15 protein-coding genes are annotated in these 17,433 nt (G+C 54.1%); 3 read left to right on the forward strand and 12 right to left on the reverse strand.

Translation table 11 applies throughout. The features are described 5' to 3' along the window. Positions 1-259: 259 nt before the first annotated feature. Together xylA and xylB are read left to right on the forward strand one after the other, a co-directional pair. On the forward strand, positions 260-1,582 hold the full coding sequence (xylA, locus tag P9J57_RS00255) for a xylose isomerase (protein WP_014332960.1): 1,323 nt from the start codon (positions 260-262) through the stop codon (positions 1,580-1,582). A 17-nt stretch (positions 1,583-1,599) separates the two neighbouring features. Next, on the forward strand, positions 1,600-3,045 hold the full coding sequence (xylB, locus tag P9J57_RS00260) for a xylulokinase (RefSeq protein WP_116220154.1): 1,446 nt from the start codon (positions 1,600-1,602) through the stop codon (positions 3,043-3,045). Positions 3,046-3,082: 37 nt separating this feature from the next. Here the strand turns inward: xylB and P9J57_RS00265 are convergent, their stop codons facing one another. From P9J57_RS00265 to pstS, 6 genes are all read right to left on the reverse strand, one after another. Beyond that, positions 3,083-4,321 (reverse strand): MFS transporter, encoded by a 1,239-nt coding sequence (locus P9J57_RS00265; protein WP_013023945.1) that lies wholly within the window; start codon positions 4,319-4,321, stop codon positions 3,083-3,085. Between the two features lie 111 nt (positions 4,322-4,432). Next, positions 4,433-5,167, reverse strand: coding sequence for a phosphate signaling complex protein PhoU (gene phoU, locus P9J57_RS00270; RefSeq protein ID WP_013023944.1), 735 nt, complete (start codon positions 5,165-5,167; stop codon positions 4,433-4,435). Positions 5,168-5,184: 17 nt separating this feature from the next. Further along, positions 5,185-5,958: a phosphate ABC transporter ATP-binding protein PstB gene (gene pstB / locus P9J57_RS00275; protein WP_013023943.1), complete on the reverse strand. Its 774-nt coding sequence runs from the start codon at positions 5,956-5,958 to the stop codon at positions 5,185-5,187. A 44-nt stretch (positions 5,959-6,002) separates the two neighbouring features. After that, positions 6,003-6,893, reverse strand: coding sequence for a phosphate ABC transporter permease PstA (gene pstA / locus P9J57_RS00280; protein ID WP_013023942.1), 891 nt, complete (start codon positions 6,891-6,893; stop codon positions 6,003-6,005). After that, a complete protein-coding gene (gene pstC / locus P9J57_RS00285) occupies positions 6,890-7,852 on the reverse strand; it encodes a phosphate ABC transporter permease PstC (protein WP_013023941.1) in 963 nt (320 codons plus the stop codon). Before pstC ends, pstA begins: the two co-directional genes overlap by 4 nt. A gap of 86 nt (positions 7,853-7,938) precedes the next feature. After that, a complete protein-coding gene (gene pstS, locus P9J57_RS00290; RefSeq protein ID WP_014332963.1) occupies positions 7,939-8,982 on the reverse strand; it encodes a phosphate ABC transporter substrate-binding protein PstS in 1,044 nt (347 codons plus the stop codon). Between the two features lie 176 nt (positions 8,983-9,158). Here pstS and P9J57_RS00295 point away from each other — a divergent pair, with 176 nt between their 5' ends. Further along, positions 9,159-9,542, forward strand: a complete 384-nt coding sequence (locus tag P9J57_RS00295; protein WP_014332964.1) for a DUF4349 domain-containing protein — start codon at positions 9,159-9,161, stop codon at positions 9,540-9,542. A gap of 43 nt (positions 9,543-9,585) precedes the next feature. Here the strand turns inward: P9J57_RS00295 and glmS are convergent, their stop codons facing one another. The 6 genes from glmS to atpA form a co-directional block, all read right to left on the reverse strand. Beyond that, positions 9,586-11,415 (reverse strand): glutamine--fructose-6-phosphate transaminase (isomerizing), encoded by a 1,830-nt coding sequence (glmS, locus tag P9J57_RS00300; RefSeq protein WP_013023938.1) that lies wholly within the window; start codon positions 11,413-11,415, stop codon positions 9,586-9,588. A 143-nt stretch (positions 11,416-11,558) separates the two neighbouring features. After that, positions 11,559-12,929 carry a bifunctional UDP-N-acetylglucosamine diphosphorylase/glucosamine-1-phosphate N-acetyltransferase GlmU gene (gene glmU / locus P9J57_RS00305; RefSeq protein WP_013023937.1) on the reverse strand — a complete coding sequence of 457 codons (1,371 nt, stop codon included), beginning with the start codon at positions 12,927-12,929 and terminating at the stop codon, positions 11,559-11,561. Positions 12,930-13,090: 161 nt separating this feature from the next. Continuing rightward, the gene (locus tag P9J57_RS00310; protein ID WP_013023936.1) at positions 13,091-13,510 is read right to left on the reverse strand and encodes a F0F1 ATP synthase subunit epsilon; all 420 of its coding nucleotides are present in this window, start codon (positions 13,508-13,510) and stop codon (positions 13,091-13,093) included. A gap of 24 nt (positions 13,511-13,534) precedes the next feature. Further along, positions 13,535-14,932 (reverse strand): F0F1 ATP synthase subunit beta, encoded by a 1,398-nt coding sequence (gene atpD, locus P9J57_RS00315; protein ID WP_014332967.1) that lies wholly within the window; start codon positions 14,930-14,932, stop codon positions 13,535-13,537. Positions 14,933-14,962: 30 nt separating this feature from the next. Next, positions 14,963-15,829 (reverse strand): F0F1 ATP synthase subunit gamma, encoded by an 867-nt coding sequence (atpG, locus tag P9J57_RS00320; RefSeq protein WP_006121201.1) that lies wholly within the window; start codon positions 15,827-15,829, stop codon positions 14,963-14,965. A gap of 52 nt (positions 15,830-15,881) precedes the next feature. Then, a complete protein-coding gene (gene atpA, locus P9J57_RS00325; RefSeq protein ID WP_013023934.1) occupies positions 15,882-17,423 on the reverse strand; it encodes a F0F1 ATP synthase subunit alpha in 1,542 nt (513 codons plus the stop codon). Between the last annotated feature and the right edge of the window lie 10 nt (positions 17,424-17,433).

Raw genomic sequence — 17,433 nt, forward strand, 5'->3', positions numbered from 1 at the left:
ATTTTTATCCCGCTATTACGTTTTTTGGTTTATTTCTGTATTTATGAGCGCGATCGAAAATTTTACATTTTCAGACTCACCGATTGCGAGATAGGACCTGTCGGGCGTCATAAAGCCTTCATATTTTTTTGCGAGCAAGTGCACAATAAATAATTATCTTACCGGCTGTGTGAAATATCGTAATTGAGCGCGCTGAGAGCGGGTACGCACAATAACGCTTCTGGGTAACCCATTCGGGGCCGATGCTAAGGAGCAAACCATGCACGCTTATTTTGACCAGCTTGATCGCGTTCGCTACGAAGGAACAAAAACCACCAATCCTCTGGCGTTCCGTCACTACAATCCGGATGAAGTGATCATGGGTAAAACCATGGCCGAGCATCTGCGCTTCGCCGCCTGTTACTGGCATACGTTCTGCTGGAACGGTGCCGATATGTTTGGCGCGGGTGCGTTTGATCGTCCGTGGCAGAAAGCGGGCGAGGCGCTGGATCTGGCCAAACTCAAAGCGGACGTGGCGTTTGAGTTTTTTCACAAGCTGAACGTGCCCTATTACTGCTTCCACGATGTGGACGTGTCACCGGAAGGGGATTCGCTGAAAAGCTATCGCGAAAACCTGGCCGTCATGACCGATAAACTGCTGGAAAAGCAGCAGGAAACCGGGCTTAAGCTGCTGTGGGGCACAGCGAACTGTTTCACCCATCCGCGTTATGGTGCAGGCGCTGCAACCAGTCCCGATCCGGAGGTGTTTTCCTGGGCAGCCAGCCAGGTATGCAGTGCCATGAAAGCCACCCAGACGCTGGGCGGCGAAAACTATGTGCTGTGGGGCGGTCGCGAAGGATACGAAACCCTGTTAAATACCGACCTGCGCCAGGAGCGCGAGCAGATCGGCCGCTTTATGCAAATGGTGGTGGAGCACAAGCACAAAATCGGCTTCCAGGGCACGCTGCTGATCGAACCTAAGCCGCAGGAACCCACCAAGCATCAGTATGATTATGATGTCGCCACGGTTTATGGCTTCCTGAAGCAGTTTGGTCTGGAAAAAGAGATTAAGGTGAACGTCGAAGCGAACCATGCGACGCTGGCCGGCCACGCTTTCCATCATGAAATTGCAACGGCCATTGCCCTTGGCGTGTTTGGTTCGGTGGATGCTAACCGTGGTGATCCGCAGTGCGGCTGGGATACGGACCAGTTCCCGGTCAGCGTGGAAGAAAACGCGCTGGTGATGTACGAAATCATCAAAGCAGGCGGTTTCACGACCGGCGGCCTAAACTTTGATGCCAAAGTGCGCCGTCAGAGCACCGATAAGTATGACCTGTTCTATGGTCATATTGGCGCGATGGACACCATGGCACTGGCGTTGAAAGTCGCGGCGCGCATGCTGTCTGACGGTGAGCTGGATAAACGCGTTGCGCAGCGCTACAGCGGCTGGAACGGTGAGTTCGGCCAGCAGATTTTGAAAGGCGAGTTCTCTCTGGACGCGCTGGCGGCCCATGCGCATCAGCAGCAGTTTAACCCGCAGCACAACAGTGGACGTCAGGAGCAGCTGGAAAACCTGGTGAATCACTATCTCTATGATTTTTAATCCGTAAGGAGCGCGACATGGTAATCGGGATCGATATCGGCACATCCGGCGTTAAGGCTGTGCTGCTGGATGAGCAAGGCGTGGTTGTTGCGGTGGAAACCTCACCCTTGACGGTTTCCCGCCCGCAGCCGTTGTGGAGCGAACAAGATCCCGAAAGCTGGTGGCTGGCGACAGACCGCGCGATACAGGCACTGGCCCAGCAGCACGATCTGAGTGGGGTAAAAGCGATTGGCCTGACCGGGCAGATGCACGGCGCTACGCTGCTTGACGTACAGCATCAGGTGCTGCGCCCGGCCATTCTCTGGAATGACGGACGCAGCGGCGATCAGTGCCGTGAGCTGGAACAGCGGGTGCCTGAATCGCGTCAGATCACCGGAAACCTGATGATGCCGGGCTTCACCGCGCCAAAGCTGCTGTGGCTGAAAGAGCATGAGCCTGACGTTTTTGCTCAGGTCGCAAAAGTGCTGTTGCCCAAAGATTACCTGCGCTGGCGACTGAGCGGCGAATTTGCCAGCGATATGTCAGATGCGGCGGGCACAATGTGGCTGGATGTGGAAAAGCGTGACTGGAGTGATGTGATGCTGGCGGCCTGCGGGCTGGCGCGTCACCACATGCCTGCGCTGTTTGAAGGTAATCAGATTACCAGTGCGCTGTCAGCGGATATCGCACAGCGCTGGAAACTGCCTCAGGTGCCGCTGGTGGCAGGAGGGGGCGATAACGCTGCCGGCGCAGTGGGTGTCGGTATGACAGCGCCGGGGCAAGGCATGTTGTCGCTGGGAACGTCCGGCGTCTATTTTGTGGTTAGCGACGGCTATCTCAGTAATCCGCAACGTGCCGTTCATAGCTTTTGTCATGCCCTGCCACAGCGCTGGCATCTGATGTCAGTGATGCTCAGTGCTGCGTCCTGCCTTGACTGGGCGGCTGCGCTGACCGGCTGCGACGATGTTCCTCATTTATTGTCAGAGGCGGAGCGGGCAAAACAGGATGCGCCGCCGCTGTGGTTTTTGCCTTATCTGTCGGGGGAACGCACGCCGCATAATAATCCGCACGCCTGTGGCAGCTTCTTTGGCTTTACCCACCAGCACGGACGACCAGAGCTGGCGCAAGCCGTGCTGGAAGGCGTTGGTTTTGCACTGGCCGAAGGCATGGATGTGGTACACGAATGTGGTGTGACGCCCAGTAGTATCATGCTGATTGGCGGCGGCGCCCGTAGCGGTTACTGGCGCCAGATGCTGGCGGATATCAGCGGACAGACGCTGGATTACTGCGAAGGTGGCGATGTCGGACCCGCGCTGGGCGCAGCCCGTCTGGCGCAAATGGCGCTGGATGAGAATCTGACCGTGCCTGCCTTGAAGCAGGTGCAGCGCCACCAGCCGGACCCGGCGCGTCATGCGCACTATCAGCCGAGACGTGAGACGTTCAGCCGGCTGTATCAGCAGCTGCTGCCGTTGATGCAGCAGTAATCCAGAAAGGGGGCAAACTGTGTTGCCCCCTTTTCACTTAACCAATTGCCCCCAGCGCATCGTCCTGACTCTGCTTCTTCGGCAGCAGGAACAGCGTTGCCACAATATCCAGCAGGTAGATGAGCGCCAGTAAGGTAATGGCCGCCACGAAAGAAAACTTGCCTGCCAGCAGGCCGATCACCAGCGGGCCGAATCCACCGACGCCACGTCCCAGGTTAAACAACACATTTTGCGCGGTCGCGCGCACCTGCGGTGGGAAGGTATCCGAGATTAGTGCACCGTATCCGCCGATCATGCCATTAACAAACAGCCCCATCAGGGCGCCCGTAAACAGCATAACGGTGGGATCGCGCAGTTGCGCATAAACCACAACCATCACGACTGCGCCGAACTGATAAAGCAGGAAAATTTTCCAACGTGCAAAGCGGTCCGCCAGCACGCCAAACAACCAGATGCCAAAAGTCATGCCGACCACGGTTACTGCCGTCCAGAGGCCGGATTTTGTCAGGCTGAAACCGAAGTTTGATGAGAGGTAGCTCGGCATCCAGATCATCAGGCCGTAATAACCAAAGTTCTGGACGGAGCAGAGAATAAAGATCCCCAGACTGGCCTTGCTGGTGGCGCGGTCTTTAACCAGCAATTTCAGTCGGGCGGGAAAAGACAGCGAGGGAACATGTTTGATCTGACGGGTAAAGCTCTCAGGTTCGCCCATGCTGCGGCGAATGATAAACGACACCAGCGCGGGCAGCAGCCCCACAAGGAACATCCCGCGCCAGCCAATAACACTCAGCAACGGCGGCGTGATAAACGCCGCCAGCAGAACCCCCAGTTGCCAGCCGATCCCGACCCACGCCGATGCGCGGTTGCGCTTCTCTGCCGGCCAGGCTTCCGCAATCAGCGCCATGCCGATACCAAACTCGCCGCCGAGCCCCATTCCAGCCAGCGTGCGGTACGCCAGCAGATCCCAGTAACCCTGAGCCACCGCGCACAGGCCGGTAAAAACGGAGAACATCAGTATCGTAATGGTTAAGACACGAATACGCCCGTAACGATCGCTGAGATGGCCAAACACGATGCCGCCAATCACGGCACCAATCAGCGTCCAGGTCACCAGCGAGCCCGCCTGTGAGGGATCAAGCGCCAGCGACAGGCTAATGGCAGGCAGCATAAATCCCAGAATCAGCAGGTCGAATCCATCCATGGCATAACCGCTGACGGCAGCCAGCATCGCTTTGGCAGGCGTAACGCTCTGCTTAGAAGAGGAAGAAGAGGACATGAATCAGCACCCGTTGGTTAAAAAACTGGCGCAAGTATAAAGAGCGATGCTGATGAGGTCTATGCAGAATAGCCTCAACCGTGCGCCTGAATAGCACACGGTTGTGCAGAATCAAGAAGGTTTATTACTGCCGTCGTCGCCGGATAAGAGCTCATCAAGCTTGTCTCCGCCGACGTGACGGAAATCCTGACCTTTGACGAAGTAGAAAATAATTTCGCAGATGTTCTGGCAGCGGTCACCAATACGCTCGATGGCGCGGGCGCAGAACAGTGCAGTTAACACGCTGGGAATCGTACGGGGATCTTCCATCATGTAAGTCATCAGCTGACGCACAATCCCTTCGTACTCTTTATCCACTTTTTTATCTTCGCGGTAGATCTGAACGGCTTCGTTAAGATCCATACGTGCAAACGCGTCCAGTACGTCATGCAGCATCTGTACGGTGTGGCGGCCCAGGGATTCCAGGCTGACCAGCAGAGGCAGATGTTGCTGACCAAACTTCTCCAGTGCGGTACGGCTGATTTTCTCGGCCACGTCGCCGATACGTTCCAGCTCGGAAATGGTCTTAATAATTGCCATAACCAGACGCAGGTCAATCGCAGTAGGCTGGCGTTTGGCAATGATGCGCACGCAAGCCTCATCAATCTCCACTTCCATCATGTTGACCTTCTGGTCGCCATCGATGACGCGCTGGGCCAGCTCACCGTCCAGGTTATGCATGGCGGTAATCGCATCGGTCAGCTGTTGCTCGACCAGCCCGCCCATAATCATCACCTGAGTGCGGATGTGCTCCAGTTCAGCGTTGAACTGACCGGAGATGTGTTTATTCAGATTTAAACTGTCCATGGCGATCTCCTGTCAAATCAGCCGTAGCGACCTGTGATGTAGTCTTCTGTTTGTTTCTGTGCCGGCTTGGTGAACAGCGTGTCGGTGTCGCTGAACTCAATCAGTTCGCCCAGATACATAAATGCCGTGTGGTCGGAACACCGTGCAGCCTGCTGCATGTTATGGGTCACGATCACAACCGTATAATCCTGCTTCAGTTCGGTAATTAATTCTTCGATACGGCCGGTGGAAATCGGATCCAGGGCTGAGCATGGCTCATCCAGCAGCAGCACTTCCGGACGGATAGCGATGCCGCGGGCAATGCACAGACGCTGCTGCTGCCCACCCGACAGGCTGTAGCCACTCTGGTGCAGCTTGTCTTTGGTTTCGTTCCACAGGGCCGCTTTGGTCAGGGCCCACTGCACGCGCTCATCCATATCGGCACGGGACAGCTTTTCGAACAGGCGCACGCCGAAAGCGATATTGTCATAAATCGACATTGGGAAAGGCGTTGGCTTCTGAAACACCATGCCAACGCGCGCCCGCAACAGTGCGATATCCTGATGCGACGCCAGAATATTGTCGCCATCCAGCAGAATATCACCTTCGGCACGCTGATCCGGATAGAGCGAATACATTTTGTTGAAGGTGCGCAGCAATGTGGATTTACCGCAGCCTGATGGCCCAATAAACGCCGTGACCTGGTTTTTAGCAATATCCAGATTAATGTTTTTCAGAGCGTGAAACTTGCCGTAATAGAAATTCAGATTACGAACCTCGATTTTTCCGGCTGACGCAGTCGCAGTACTCATTGTTTTTCTCTCTTAATCGACACCGCACAGGGCAGTGTCGGTAGTTAACCGTGTTTACCCTTGGCGAAAACCACTCTTGCTACGATATTCAGCAGCAGCACGCACAGGGTAATAATCAATACGCCAGCCCAGGCCAGGCTCTGCCACTCGGCAAACGGGCTCATGGCGAATTTAAATATGGTGACCGGGAGGTTAGCCACGGGCTGCATCATGTCGGTGCTCCAGAACTGATTCGACAGCGCAGTAAACAGCAGCGGCGCGGTTTCACCGGCGATACGGGCAATCGCTAACAGGACACCGGTGATGATGCCGGAAACCGACGCCTTGAGCGTAATCGCCGAGATCATCTTCCATTTCGGCGTACCCAACGCATAGGCGGCTTCGCGCATGCTGTCTGGTACCAGTCGCAACATGTTTTCCGTGGTTCGAATCACTATCGGAACCTGCAGCAGCGCCAGCGCAATCACGCCCGCCCAGCCGGAGAAGTGGTGCATCTGCGCCACGACGATGGTGTAGACAAACAGGCCAACCACAATCGACGGAGCGGACAGCAGAATGTCATTAATAAAACGAATCACTTCTGCCAGTGCTGATTTGCGTCCGTACTCCGCCAGATAAACGCCGGCCATAATGCCCAACGGCGTACCGAAGAAGGTAGACCAGAAAATCAGTAAACCGCTTCCCGCCAGGGCATTGGCTAAGCCACCACCCGCGGTGTTTGGCGGCGGAGTGGACTCCGTAAACAGCGACCATGACAAACCATCAATGCCACGGCTTACCGTAGTAAACAGAATCCACACTAACCAGAACAGGCCAAAAGCCATGGTCAGTAACGACATTGTCAGCGCAATTTTGTTTTTGGTACTGCGCCACGACTGCATCTTACGACGTGACGCTTCCAGCTCAGCGCGAGCCTGTACTTCCATTGTTGTCATGATCGCGCTCCTTCACTTTTGGCCAGCCGCATAATCATTAACTTTGAAATCGCCAGCACGATAAAGGTAATCACAAACAGAATCAGGCCCAGCTCCATCAGGGCCGCAACGTGTACGCCTGATTCTGCTTCAGCGAATTCGTTCGCCAGCGCGGAGGTGATACTGTTGCCGGGCATAAACAGCGAGGCGCTGTCTAACTGGTAGGTATTACCGATAATAAAGGTCACGGCCATGGTTTCACCCAGTGCACGTCCCAGACCGAGCATGACACCGCCGATCACCCCATTTTTGGTGAAGGGCAGAACAATACGCCAAATCACTTCCCAGGTCGTACAGCCAATGCCGTAAGCCGACTCTTTCATCATCACCGGCGTCTGTTCGAACACGTCGCGCATTACCGAGGCAATGTAGGGGATGATCATGATGGCCAGGATAACGCCTGCGGCCAGGATACCGATACCAAATGCGGGGCCAGAAAACAGCTCGCCAATGATAGGAATGCCCGACATCACATCGCCAACCGGCGTCTGGAAGTACTGTGCGAACAGTGGCGCAAAAACAAATAAGCCCCACATGCCGTAAACAATGCTGGGGATCGCCGCTAACAGCTCAATGGCGGTCCCCAGTGGACGACGTAACCAGCCTGGTGCGAGTTCAGTAAGGAAAAGCGCAATACCGAAACTGACCGGTACCGCAATAATCAGGGCAATGATTGAGGTGACGAGCGTACCGTAAATCGGTACCAGCGCACCAAATTGTTCGTTAGGGGCGTCCCAGGTTTTGGTCCACAAAAACGCGAAACCAAATTTCTGTATGCTCGGCCAGGAAGAGAAGATCAGGGAGACAATGATGCCGCCCATCAGTAACAAGACGATCAGCGCAGAGAGTTTTACCAGTGCACCGAAAACTCTGTCACCTTGCTTGCCTGGGGCTTTGAATGCCGACTTCGTTGCAGCCATAGAAGTCTCAGTCCTCAGAAGTTATCAGGGCGGCAGACGCCGCCCCTGAAGGCTGACCAGACTGATGTCCGGCCAGGGTCATTCACTTACTTGTAAAGCGCTTTACCTGAACTGTCTTTGATATTGGCTTTCCATGCGGCACGGATCTGCTGAACTACGCTCTCAGGCAGGGTGGCATAATCCAGGGCGTTAGCCGTTTTGCCGCCGTCTTTATAAGCCCAGTCGAAGAATTTCAGTACTTCTGCACCTTTCGCCGCATTAGCCTGGTCTTTGTAAATCAGGATAAAGGTGGTTGAGGTGATCGGCCATGCATCATTGCCTTTCTGGAAGGTCAGATCCTGGGCAAACGATTTGCTCCAGTCTGCGCCTTTTGCGGCATTAGAGAAGCTGATTTCGCTTGGCGCAACGGCCTTACCGTCTGCATCCATCAGCTTGGTGTAGGTCAGGTTATTCTGTTTGGCATACGCGTACTCAACGTAACCAATGGAGCCTGGCAGACGCTGAACGAACGCCGCAACGCCGTCGTTACCTTTACCGCCCAGACCGGTTGGCCAGTTAACGGTGTTTCCTTTACCAATTTTGCTGTTCCACTCTTCATTGACTTTCGCCAGGTAGCTGGTGAAAACGAAAGAGGTACCTGAACCATCCGCGCGGCGCACCACGTTGATGTTGGTGTCTGGCAGTTTCACGCCCGGGTTCAGTTTAACGATCGCTGGATCGTTCCACTTCTTGATATTGCCGAGATAGATATCACCTACGGTTTTTCCGTCCAGCGTCAGTTGGCCAGATTTTACGCCTGGCAGGTTAACCGCCAGCACCACACCACCGATCACGGTAGGGAACTGGAACAGCCCATTCTTCTGCAGATCTTCGTCTTTCATAGGCGCATCGGACGCACCGAAATCAACGGTTTTGGCGATAATTTGTTTTACACCGCCAGATGAACCAATGCCCTGATAGTTAATTTTGCTACCGGTGGCTTGCTGATACTCTGCTGCCCACTTGGCATAAACCGGCGCCGGGAATGTACCGCCAGCACCAGTCAGATCGGTGGCTGCAAAGGCAGAAACCGCACTAACGGCAAGAGAGGCGGCGAGGATTCGGGCTACGGTGCTACGCATCAGTGTCATGTTCCCTCCAGGGGAGAAAAGTCAGGCTAAGTGCCTTTTTAGTAAGAGTCAGTGATTGCTGCAGGAGGGAAAATAGGACAGTTTAGTGACAGAAAAATGTAGTTAATATTACAGTTATATGACAGACACAATTATTGCTAATTTTTACAAGCCCACTATTGAAAAGGACATGTTCGATGAAATTTATGAAGAAGCTTCTGGTAGGCAATATCGTCGTCCTCTGTACGCTGGCCAGCGCCCAGGCGTACGACGTACCGCAGATTCATTCGGATGAATCTTTTGCAATGACAGATAACAGAGGCACTCTGGCTACAATTGATAGTGGTGGCGCGGTCAGACAAGCTTCTGTCAATGCTGAGGATGTGAGTAAAACGAAGGAGAATGTAGAGAAATTATTAAAAACGCAAGAAAACCAGACTGATACCCTCAACCAGCTCACACAAAAGCTCAGTAAAAATGAAGATACGATCAATAACCTGCAACGCTCACTCGATGAGGCTAACCGTAAAATCAGCGATCAGCAGCGCGTAATTGAGCAAGTCAGCAGCAAAATCAAATAAATGGAACGCGTGAATCCCTGGTGGGATTCACGCGTGAGAGGCTTTACTCGACCGTAACCGATTTCGCCAGATTACGCGGCTGATCCACATCGGTGCCTTTAATCAGGGCGACATGATAGGAGAGTAGCTGGAGCGGCACGGTATAGAAGATAGGCGCAATGGCCTCTTCAACGTGCGGCAAGGGAATGATCTTCATTCCCTCGCTGTCACTGAAACCGGCATCCTGATCGGCAAACACGTACAGCAGACCGCCGCGCGCGCGCACCTCTTCGATATTCGATTTCAGCTTCTCTAACAGCTCGTTGTTCGGTGCCACCACGATGACCGGCATGTCAGCATCGATCAGTGCCAGCGGACCGTGCTTGAGTTCGCCCGCGGCATAAGCTTCCGCATGAATATACGAAATTTCCTTCAGCTTCAGCGCCCCTTCCATGGCGATCGGATATTGATCGCCACGACCCAGGAACAGCGCATGGTGCTTATCAGAGAAATCTTCAGCCAGGTTTTCAATCAGCTTATCCTGCGCCAGCATTTGCTCAATGCGGCTTGGCAACGCCTGCAGACCATGAACAATCTCATGCTCTTTTTCTGCGGACATGCCGTTGAGGCGGCCGAGTTTTGCCACCAGCATCAGCAGCACGGTGAGTTGGGTGGTAAAGGCCTTTGTGGAGGCCACACCAATCTCAGTGCCCGCTTTGGTCATCAGCGCCAGATCGGATTCGCGCACCAGCGACGAACCCGCGACGTTACAGATAGCCAGCGAACCCAGATAACCCAGCTCTTTGGACAGGCGCAGCGCAGCCAGCGTATCAGCGGTTTCACCCGACTGAGAGAGGGTAATCAGCAGGCTGTTTTTACGCACAGCAGATTTGCGATAGCGGAATTCAGACGCGATTTCGACGTCGCAAGGGACGTTTGCCAGCGCCTCGAACCAGTAACGCGAAACCATACCGGAGTTATATGAGGTGCCGCAGGCAATGATCTGAACATGCTCAACCTTGCTGAGCAGGGCTTCTGCATTTGGCCCCAGTTCACTGAGATCCACTTCACCGTGGTTAAAACGCCCTGTTAAGGTGTTTTTAATCGCATTCGGTTGCTCATAGATCTCTTTCTGCATGTAGTGACGATACTGGCCTTTGTCGCCCGCATCATACTGCACGCTGGACTCGATCTCTTCACGACGGACGTTATTGCCGTTGCCATCAATGATGGTGACATCACGACGGCTAATTTCAGCGATATCGCCCTCTTCCAGATAAATGAAGCGGCGAGTGACCGGTAGCAGCGCCAGTTGGTCAGAAGCGATAAAGTTTTCACCCACACCACGGCCAATGACCAGCGGACTTCCGGAACGAGCCGCCACCAGCAGCGACGGATCGCGGCTGTCCATAATCACCATGCCATAGGCGCCGCGCAGCTGAGGGATCACGCGCTGTACAACTTCACGCAGCGAGCCGCCCTGTTTCTGTTCCAGATGGACCAGATGCGCCACCACTTCGGTATCGGTTTCTGAGGCGAAGTGATAACCCTTCGCCATCAGCGCTTCACGCAGGGGCTCATGGTTTTCAATAATGCCGTTATGGACGATAACGATGTGCTCAGAAACGTGCGGATGCGCGTTGGCTTCTGAGGGCTCGCCATGAGTTGCCCAGCGGGTGTGAGCAATGCCTGTTCCGCCGACAAGGGGCTGTTCTTCAGCGGCGGCAGCCAGCATCTGAACCTTTCCCAGACGACGCAGGCGCGTTACGTGCCCCTGCTGATCGACGACGGCAAGACCGGCTGAGTCATAACCGCGGTACTCCAGGCGGCGTAACCCTTCTAACAAAATTTCAGCGATATCACGTTGTGCTACTGCGCCAACAATTCCACACATAGTTATTTCCTGACTTCATGGCTGTTCGCCATTGCGTTGTCATATGACCTGATAGTCCGGCTTTGCCGGTTCCCCGAGCCTTGTAGAGAGTGGGGATTATAGTTTTGGCACTGCAAGCGGCCCGTGTACCACGGGCCGTAAAATTATTTTTTCTTCTGCGGACGTTGCCAACCGGCTTTATGGTTCTGTTCTTTACGGTTATAGACCAGATCGGCTGCAGAGACATCTTTCATTACCGTGGTGCCCGCTGCGATAGTCGCGCCTGCCGCCACATTGACCGGCGCGACCAGCTGCGTGTCCGATCCTACAAAGACGTTATCGCCAATGATCGTTTTGAATTTATTCGCGCCATCGTAATTACAGGTGATCGTTCCCGCCCCAATATTCACATTGGCACCAATCTCGGCATCGCCCAGGTAAGAGAGGTGACCCGCTTTGGACCCTTTACCCAGTCGGGCTTTCTTCATCTCGACAAAATTACCTACGTGCGCGGCCTGAGCCAGCTCACTTCCCGGGCGCAGACGCGCAAATGGCCCTACGGTACAGTCTGCAGCCAGATTTGCATCCTCGATCACCGAATAGGGGCTGATATCACAGTCATCCCCAATAACGCTGTTTTTGATGACGCAGCCAGCACCAATTTTGACCCGGTTGCCCAGCGTCACCTGGCCTTCAATGATAACGTTGGTGTCAATTTCAACATCACGGCCATGCTGCAGGGTGCCACGCAGATCGAAACGCGCAGGATCGCGGAGCATGACGCCTGCCAACAGCAGTTTTTCAGCCTGCTCGCTTTGGTAAGTCCGCTCAAGCGTGGCCAGTTGCAGGCGATTATTGACACCGTCAGTTTCGCTATTGCGGGCCGGATGCACTGCATTAATCACCCGACCTTCTTCATGCGCCAGGGCAATAATATCGGTAATGTAGAATTCGCCCTGAGCATTATTGTTATTCAACTGGGACAGCCAGCGCTTAAGATCGCCGCCATTGGCGATCAGGATACCGGTATTGATTTCGTTAATGGTCAGTTGAGAAGGCGTGGCATCTTTTTGTTCAACAATGCCTACGATGGTGTCATTGTCGCGTACGATGCGACCGTAACCGGTGGGATTATCCAGGACGACCGTTAATAAACCGATACCGCCCGCGGGTTTTGCTTCGCGCAGACGCTGTAAGGTAGCTTCAGAAATCAGCGGGACATCACCATAGAGCATCATGATGTCTTCGTCATCGGAGAAGTGAGGGGCCGCCTGCTGCATAGCGTGGCCCGTACCCAGCTGCTCTGCCTGTAGCACCCAGTTTACTGTGCTGTCGTTTAACGTTGCTTTGAGTTGGTCACCACCGTGCCCGTATACCAAATGCACATGCTTTGCGCCAAGGCCCTTTGCGGCATCAATGACGTGCTGAACCATCGGTTTTCCTGCCAGCGTATGCAACACTTTCGGCAGATCGGAATACATACGGGTGCCCTTGCCAGCCGCAAGAATCACCACACTCATCGCACTGTTAGACATATCTATCCTGACTGATTGTAGACTGAAGAAAGTTAAACGATTTAGCGCTGAGATTACTACATTTTTCTCGGCCCGAAATTAGCCAGCATCCTTTTGCTTTACCGTCACGCAAAAAAAATGCCAACCCAATGGGCTGGCATTTCGTGACGCACAAAGCCGGATTACATCGCTTTTTTGGTCAGCTCGATCACGCGCAGTTTCGCAATGGCTTTCGCCAGTTCCGCAGAGGCCTGAGCGTAGTCCACGTCGCCGTGGCTGCTGTTCATATGCTCTTCTGCTTTACGTTTTGCTTCCAGCGCACGCGCTTCGTCCAGATCGGTACCGCGAATCGCGGTATCGGCCAGAACGGTGGTGCTGCCAGGCTGCACTTCCAGCACGCCGCCAGAGAGGTAAATAAACTCCTCTTCGCCGTGCTGTTTCACGATACGGATCATTCCAGGCTTAATGGCAGTCAGCAACGGGGCATGGCCAGGGAAAATCCCCAGTTCACCTTCGCTACCTGACACCTGAATTTTCTGTACCAGACCAGAGAACAGTTGGCTCTCTGCGCTGACAACATCCAGGTGATAAGTCATAGCCATAATTTTCCTCCTGGGAAACCGTTATTACAGTTTCTTCGCTTTTTCGACCGCTTCTTCGATGGCGCCAACCATGTAGAAGGCCTGCTCTGGCAGGTGGTCAAATTCACCTTCCATGATGCCTTTAAAGCCACGGATGGTGTCTTTCAGCGTTACGTATTTACCTGGAGAACCGGTGAACACTTCTGCTACGAAGAACGGCTGAGACAGGAAGCGCTGAATCTTACGCGCACGTGCCACCAGCAGTTTGTCTTCTTCAGACAGCTCGTCCATACCCAGGATGGCGATGATGTCTTTCAGTTCCTGATAACGCTGCAGCAGTGACTGTACGCCACGTGCAACGTCGTAGTGCTCCTGACCCACAACCAGTGGATCCAGCTGACGGCTGGTGGAGTCCAGCGGGTCAACGGCCGGGTAGATACCCAGCGAGGCGATCTGACGGCTCAGGGTAACTGTTGAGTCTAAGTGAGCAAAGGTGGTTGCTGGTGACGGGTCAGTCAAGTCATCCGCTGGCACGTATACGGCCTGTACGGAGGTGATTGAACCTGTCTTGGTGGAGGTAATACGCTCCTGCAACACACCCATCTCTTCTGCCAGCGTTGGCTGATAACCTACCGCAGATGGCATACGACCCAGCAGCGCGGATACTTCCGTACCGGCCAGGGTATAACGGTAGATGTTGTCGATGAACAGCAGAACGTCGCGGCCTTCATCACGGAATTTCTCCGCCATGGTCAGACCGGTCAGTGCCACGCGCAGACGGTTACCCGGCGGCTCGTTCATCTGGCCATACACCAGCGCAACTTTATCGATAACGTTGGAGTCAGTCATTTCGTGGTAGAAGTCGTTACCCTCACGAGTACGCTCACCCACGCCGGCAAATACCGAGTAACCTGAGTGCTCAGCCGCAATGTTACGGATCAGCTCCATCATGTTTACGGTTTTACCTACACCCGCACCACCGAACAGACCGACTTTACCGCCCTTAGCGAACGGACACATCAGGTCGATAACCTTGATGCCGGTTTCCAGCAGTTCCTGCGAGTTAGACTGATCTTCATAAGAAGGCGCAGGGCGGTGAATAGAGGAAACCTCTACTGCGCTGCCGTCTTCTTCTGTCAGGTCGCCTTTCATGTCGATAGGCTCGCCCAGCACGTTCATGATACGGCCGAGGGTTGCTTTACCAACCGGTACCTGGATCGGTTTTTTCAGGTCGGTGACTTCCAGACCGCGCTTCAGGCCGTCAGAAGTACCCATGGCGATAGTACGAACCACGCCACCACCCAGCTGCTGCTGAACTTCCAGCACCAGACGAGCATCACCATTCTTAACCTCAAGAGCGCTGTACACTTGCGGTACTGCATCCTGAGGGAATTCGACGTCAACTACGGCGCCGATAATCTGGACAATCTTTCCAGCTGCCATCTTGAATCCTCTACCTAATTCCAAACCTGGTTAAACCGCGGAGGCTCCCGAGACGATCTCGGTAAGTTCCTGGGTGATGCTGGCCTGACGAGCTTTGTTGTAAACCAACTGCAGCTCTTTGATCAGATTTCCGCCGTTATCGGTTGCAGCTTTCATTGCCACCATACGTGCGGCCTGCTCACTGGCCAGGTTTTCCACCACACCCTGATAAACCTGCGATTCGACATAGCGACGCAGCAGCGTATCCAGCAGCGCTTTCGGATCGGGCTCGTACAGGTAATCCCAGGTCTTCGCCTTCATCTCTTCTTCACCTTCCGCTGGCGGTAACGGCAGCAGTTGGGTAATGGTCGGAGTCTGAGACATGGTGTTGTTGAACTTGTTGTTAACAATGTACAGCTTGTCGATGCGGCCTTCATCGTAGGCCTGCAACATCACTTTTACCGGGCCGATAAGATCAGACAGCGCAGGCTTATCGCCCATGCCAGTGACCTGTGCCACAACATTGCCACCAACAGCGCCGAAGAATGACACGCCTTTCGATCCCACAATGGCCAGATCGCTCTGTACGCCTTTGTCGGACCAGGCCTTCATCTCTGCCAGCAATTTTTTGAACAGGTTAACGTTCAAACCACCACAAAGCCCGCGGTCAGTCGAAACGACCAGGTAGCCGACGCGCTTAACGTCGCGCTCATCCAGGTAAGGGTGCTTGTATTCCAGATTCCCCAGTGCAAGGTGACCAATCACTTTGCGCATGGTATCTGCATACGGACGGCTGGCCGCCATGCGTTCCTGCGTTTTACGCATTTTGGAGGCGGCGACCATTTCCATCGCTTTGGTGATCTTCTGCGTATTTTTTACGCTTCCGATCTTGGTACGTATTTCTTTTGCGCCGGCCATTAGCTTCTCCTCAAAGCCTTGCGGCTTGCCCTTTCAGACAAGCCGCCAGACATTACCAGGACTGGGTTGCTTTAAACGTTTCGAGGAGGCCTTTCAGCTTCTCTTCGATATCGTTATTGAAGTTACCAGACTGGTTGATTTCAGCCATCAGCTCGGCGTGATCGCGATCTGCGAACGCCAGCAGAGCAGCTTCAAAGCTACCAATTTTTGCCAGCTCAACGTCGTTCAGATAGCCGCGTTCCGCTGCGAAAAGCACCAGACCCTGCTGCGCAACCGACATCGGCGCATACTGTTTCTGCTTCAGCAGCTCGGTCACTTTCTGACCGTGGCTCAGCTGTTTACGGGTTGCATCGTCCAGATCAGATGCAAACTGGGAGAAGGCCGCCAGTTCACGATACTGCGCCAGCGCGGTACGAATACCACCGGACAGTTTCTTGATGATCTTAGTCTGAGCAGCACCACCCACACGGGATACAGAGATACCCGGGTTAACAGCAGGACGGATACCGGAGTTGAACAGGTTAGATTCCAGGAAGATCTGACCATCAGTAATCGAGATTACGTTGGTCGGAACGAACGCAGAAACGTCACCCGCCTGAGTTTCGATGATTGGCAGCGCGGTCAAAGAACCGGTCTGGCCTTTCACTTCACCATTGGTGAAGCGCTCAACGTAGTCAGCGCTCACGCGTGATGCTCGCTCCAGCAGACGAGAGTGGAGATAGAACACGTCGCCTGGGAATGCTTCACGGCCTGGTGGACGGCGCAGCAGCAGAGAAATCTGACGGTAAGCAACAGCCTGCTTAGACAGGTCATCGTAAACGATCAGCGCATCTTCACCGCGGTCACGGAAGTATTCGCCCATGGCGCAACCTGCATACGGAGCCAGATACTGCAGTGCAGCAGACTCAGACGCAGAGGCAACAACAACGATGGTGTTAGCCAGCGCGCCGTGCTCTTCCAGTTTACGTACCACGTTAGAAATGGTTGACGCTTTCTGACCAATCGCAACGTAGACACACTTGATGCCTGAATCGCGCTGGTTGATGATGGCGTCGATAGCCATTGCGGTTTTACCGGTCTGACGGTCACCGATGATCAGCTCACGCTGGCCACGGCCGATTGGAATCATCGCATCGACAGATTTGTAACCGGTCTGAACAGGCTGGTCTACGGACTGACGGTCGATAACACCTGGTGCAATCACTTCGACTGGCGAGAAGCCGTCGTTGTCGATCGCGCCTTTACCGTCGATAGGTGCACCCAGGGTGTTCACCACGCGGCCCAGCAGGCCACGGCCAACCGGTACTTCAAGAATACGGCCAGTACACTTGACCTTCATGCCTTCGGCCAGGTCAGCATACGGACCCATCACCACCGCACCTACAGAGTCACGCTCGAGGTTCAGGGCGATAGCGTAACGGTTTCCCGGCAGGGAAATCATCTCACCCTGCATAACATCGGCCAGGCCGTGTACGCGGATGATACCGTCACTTACAGAAACAATAGTACCTTCGTTGTGAGCTTCACTCACGACATTGAACTGAGCAATGCGCTGCTTGATCAGTTCGCTGATTTCGGTGGAATTCAGTTGCATATGCTCCAGT

It is taken from the genome of Pantoea sp. nfd-35, assembly GCF_056892255.1.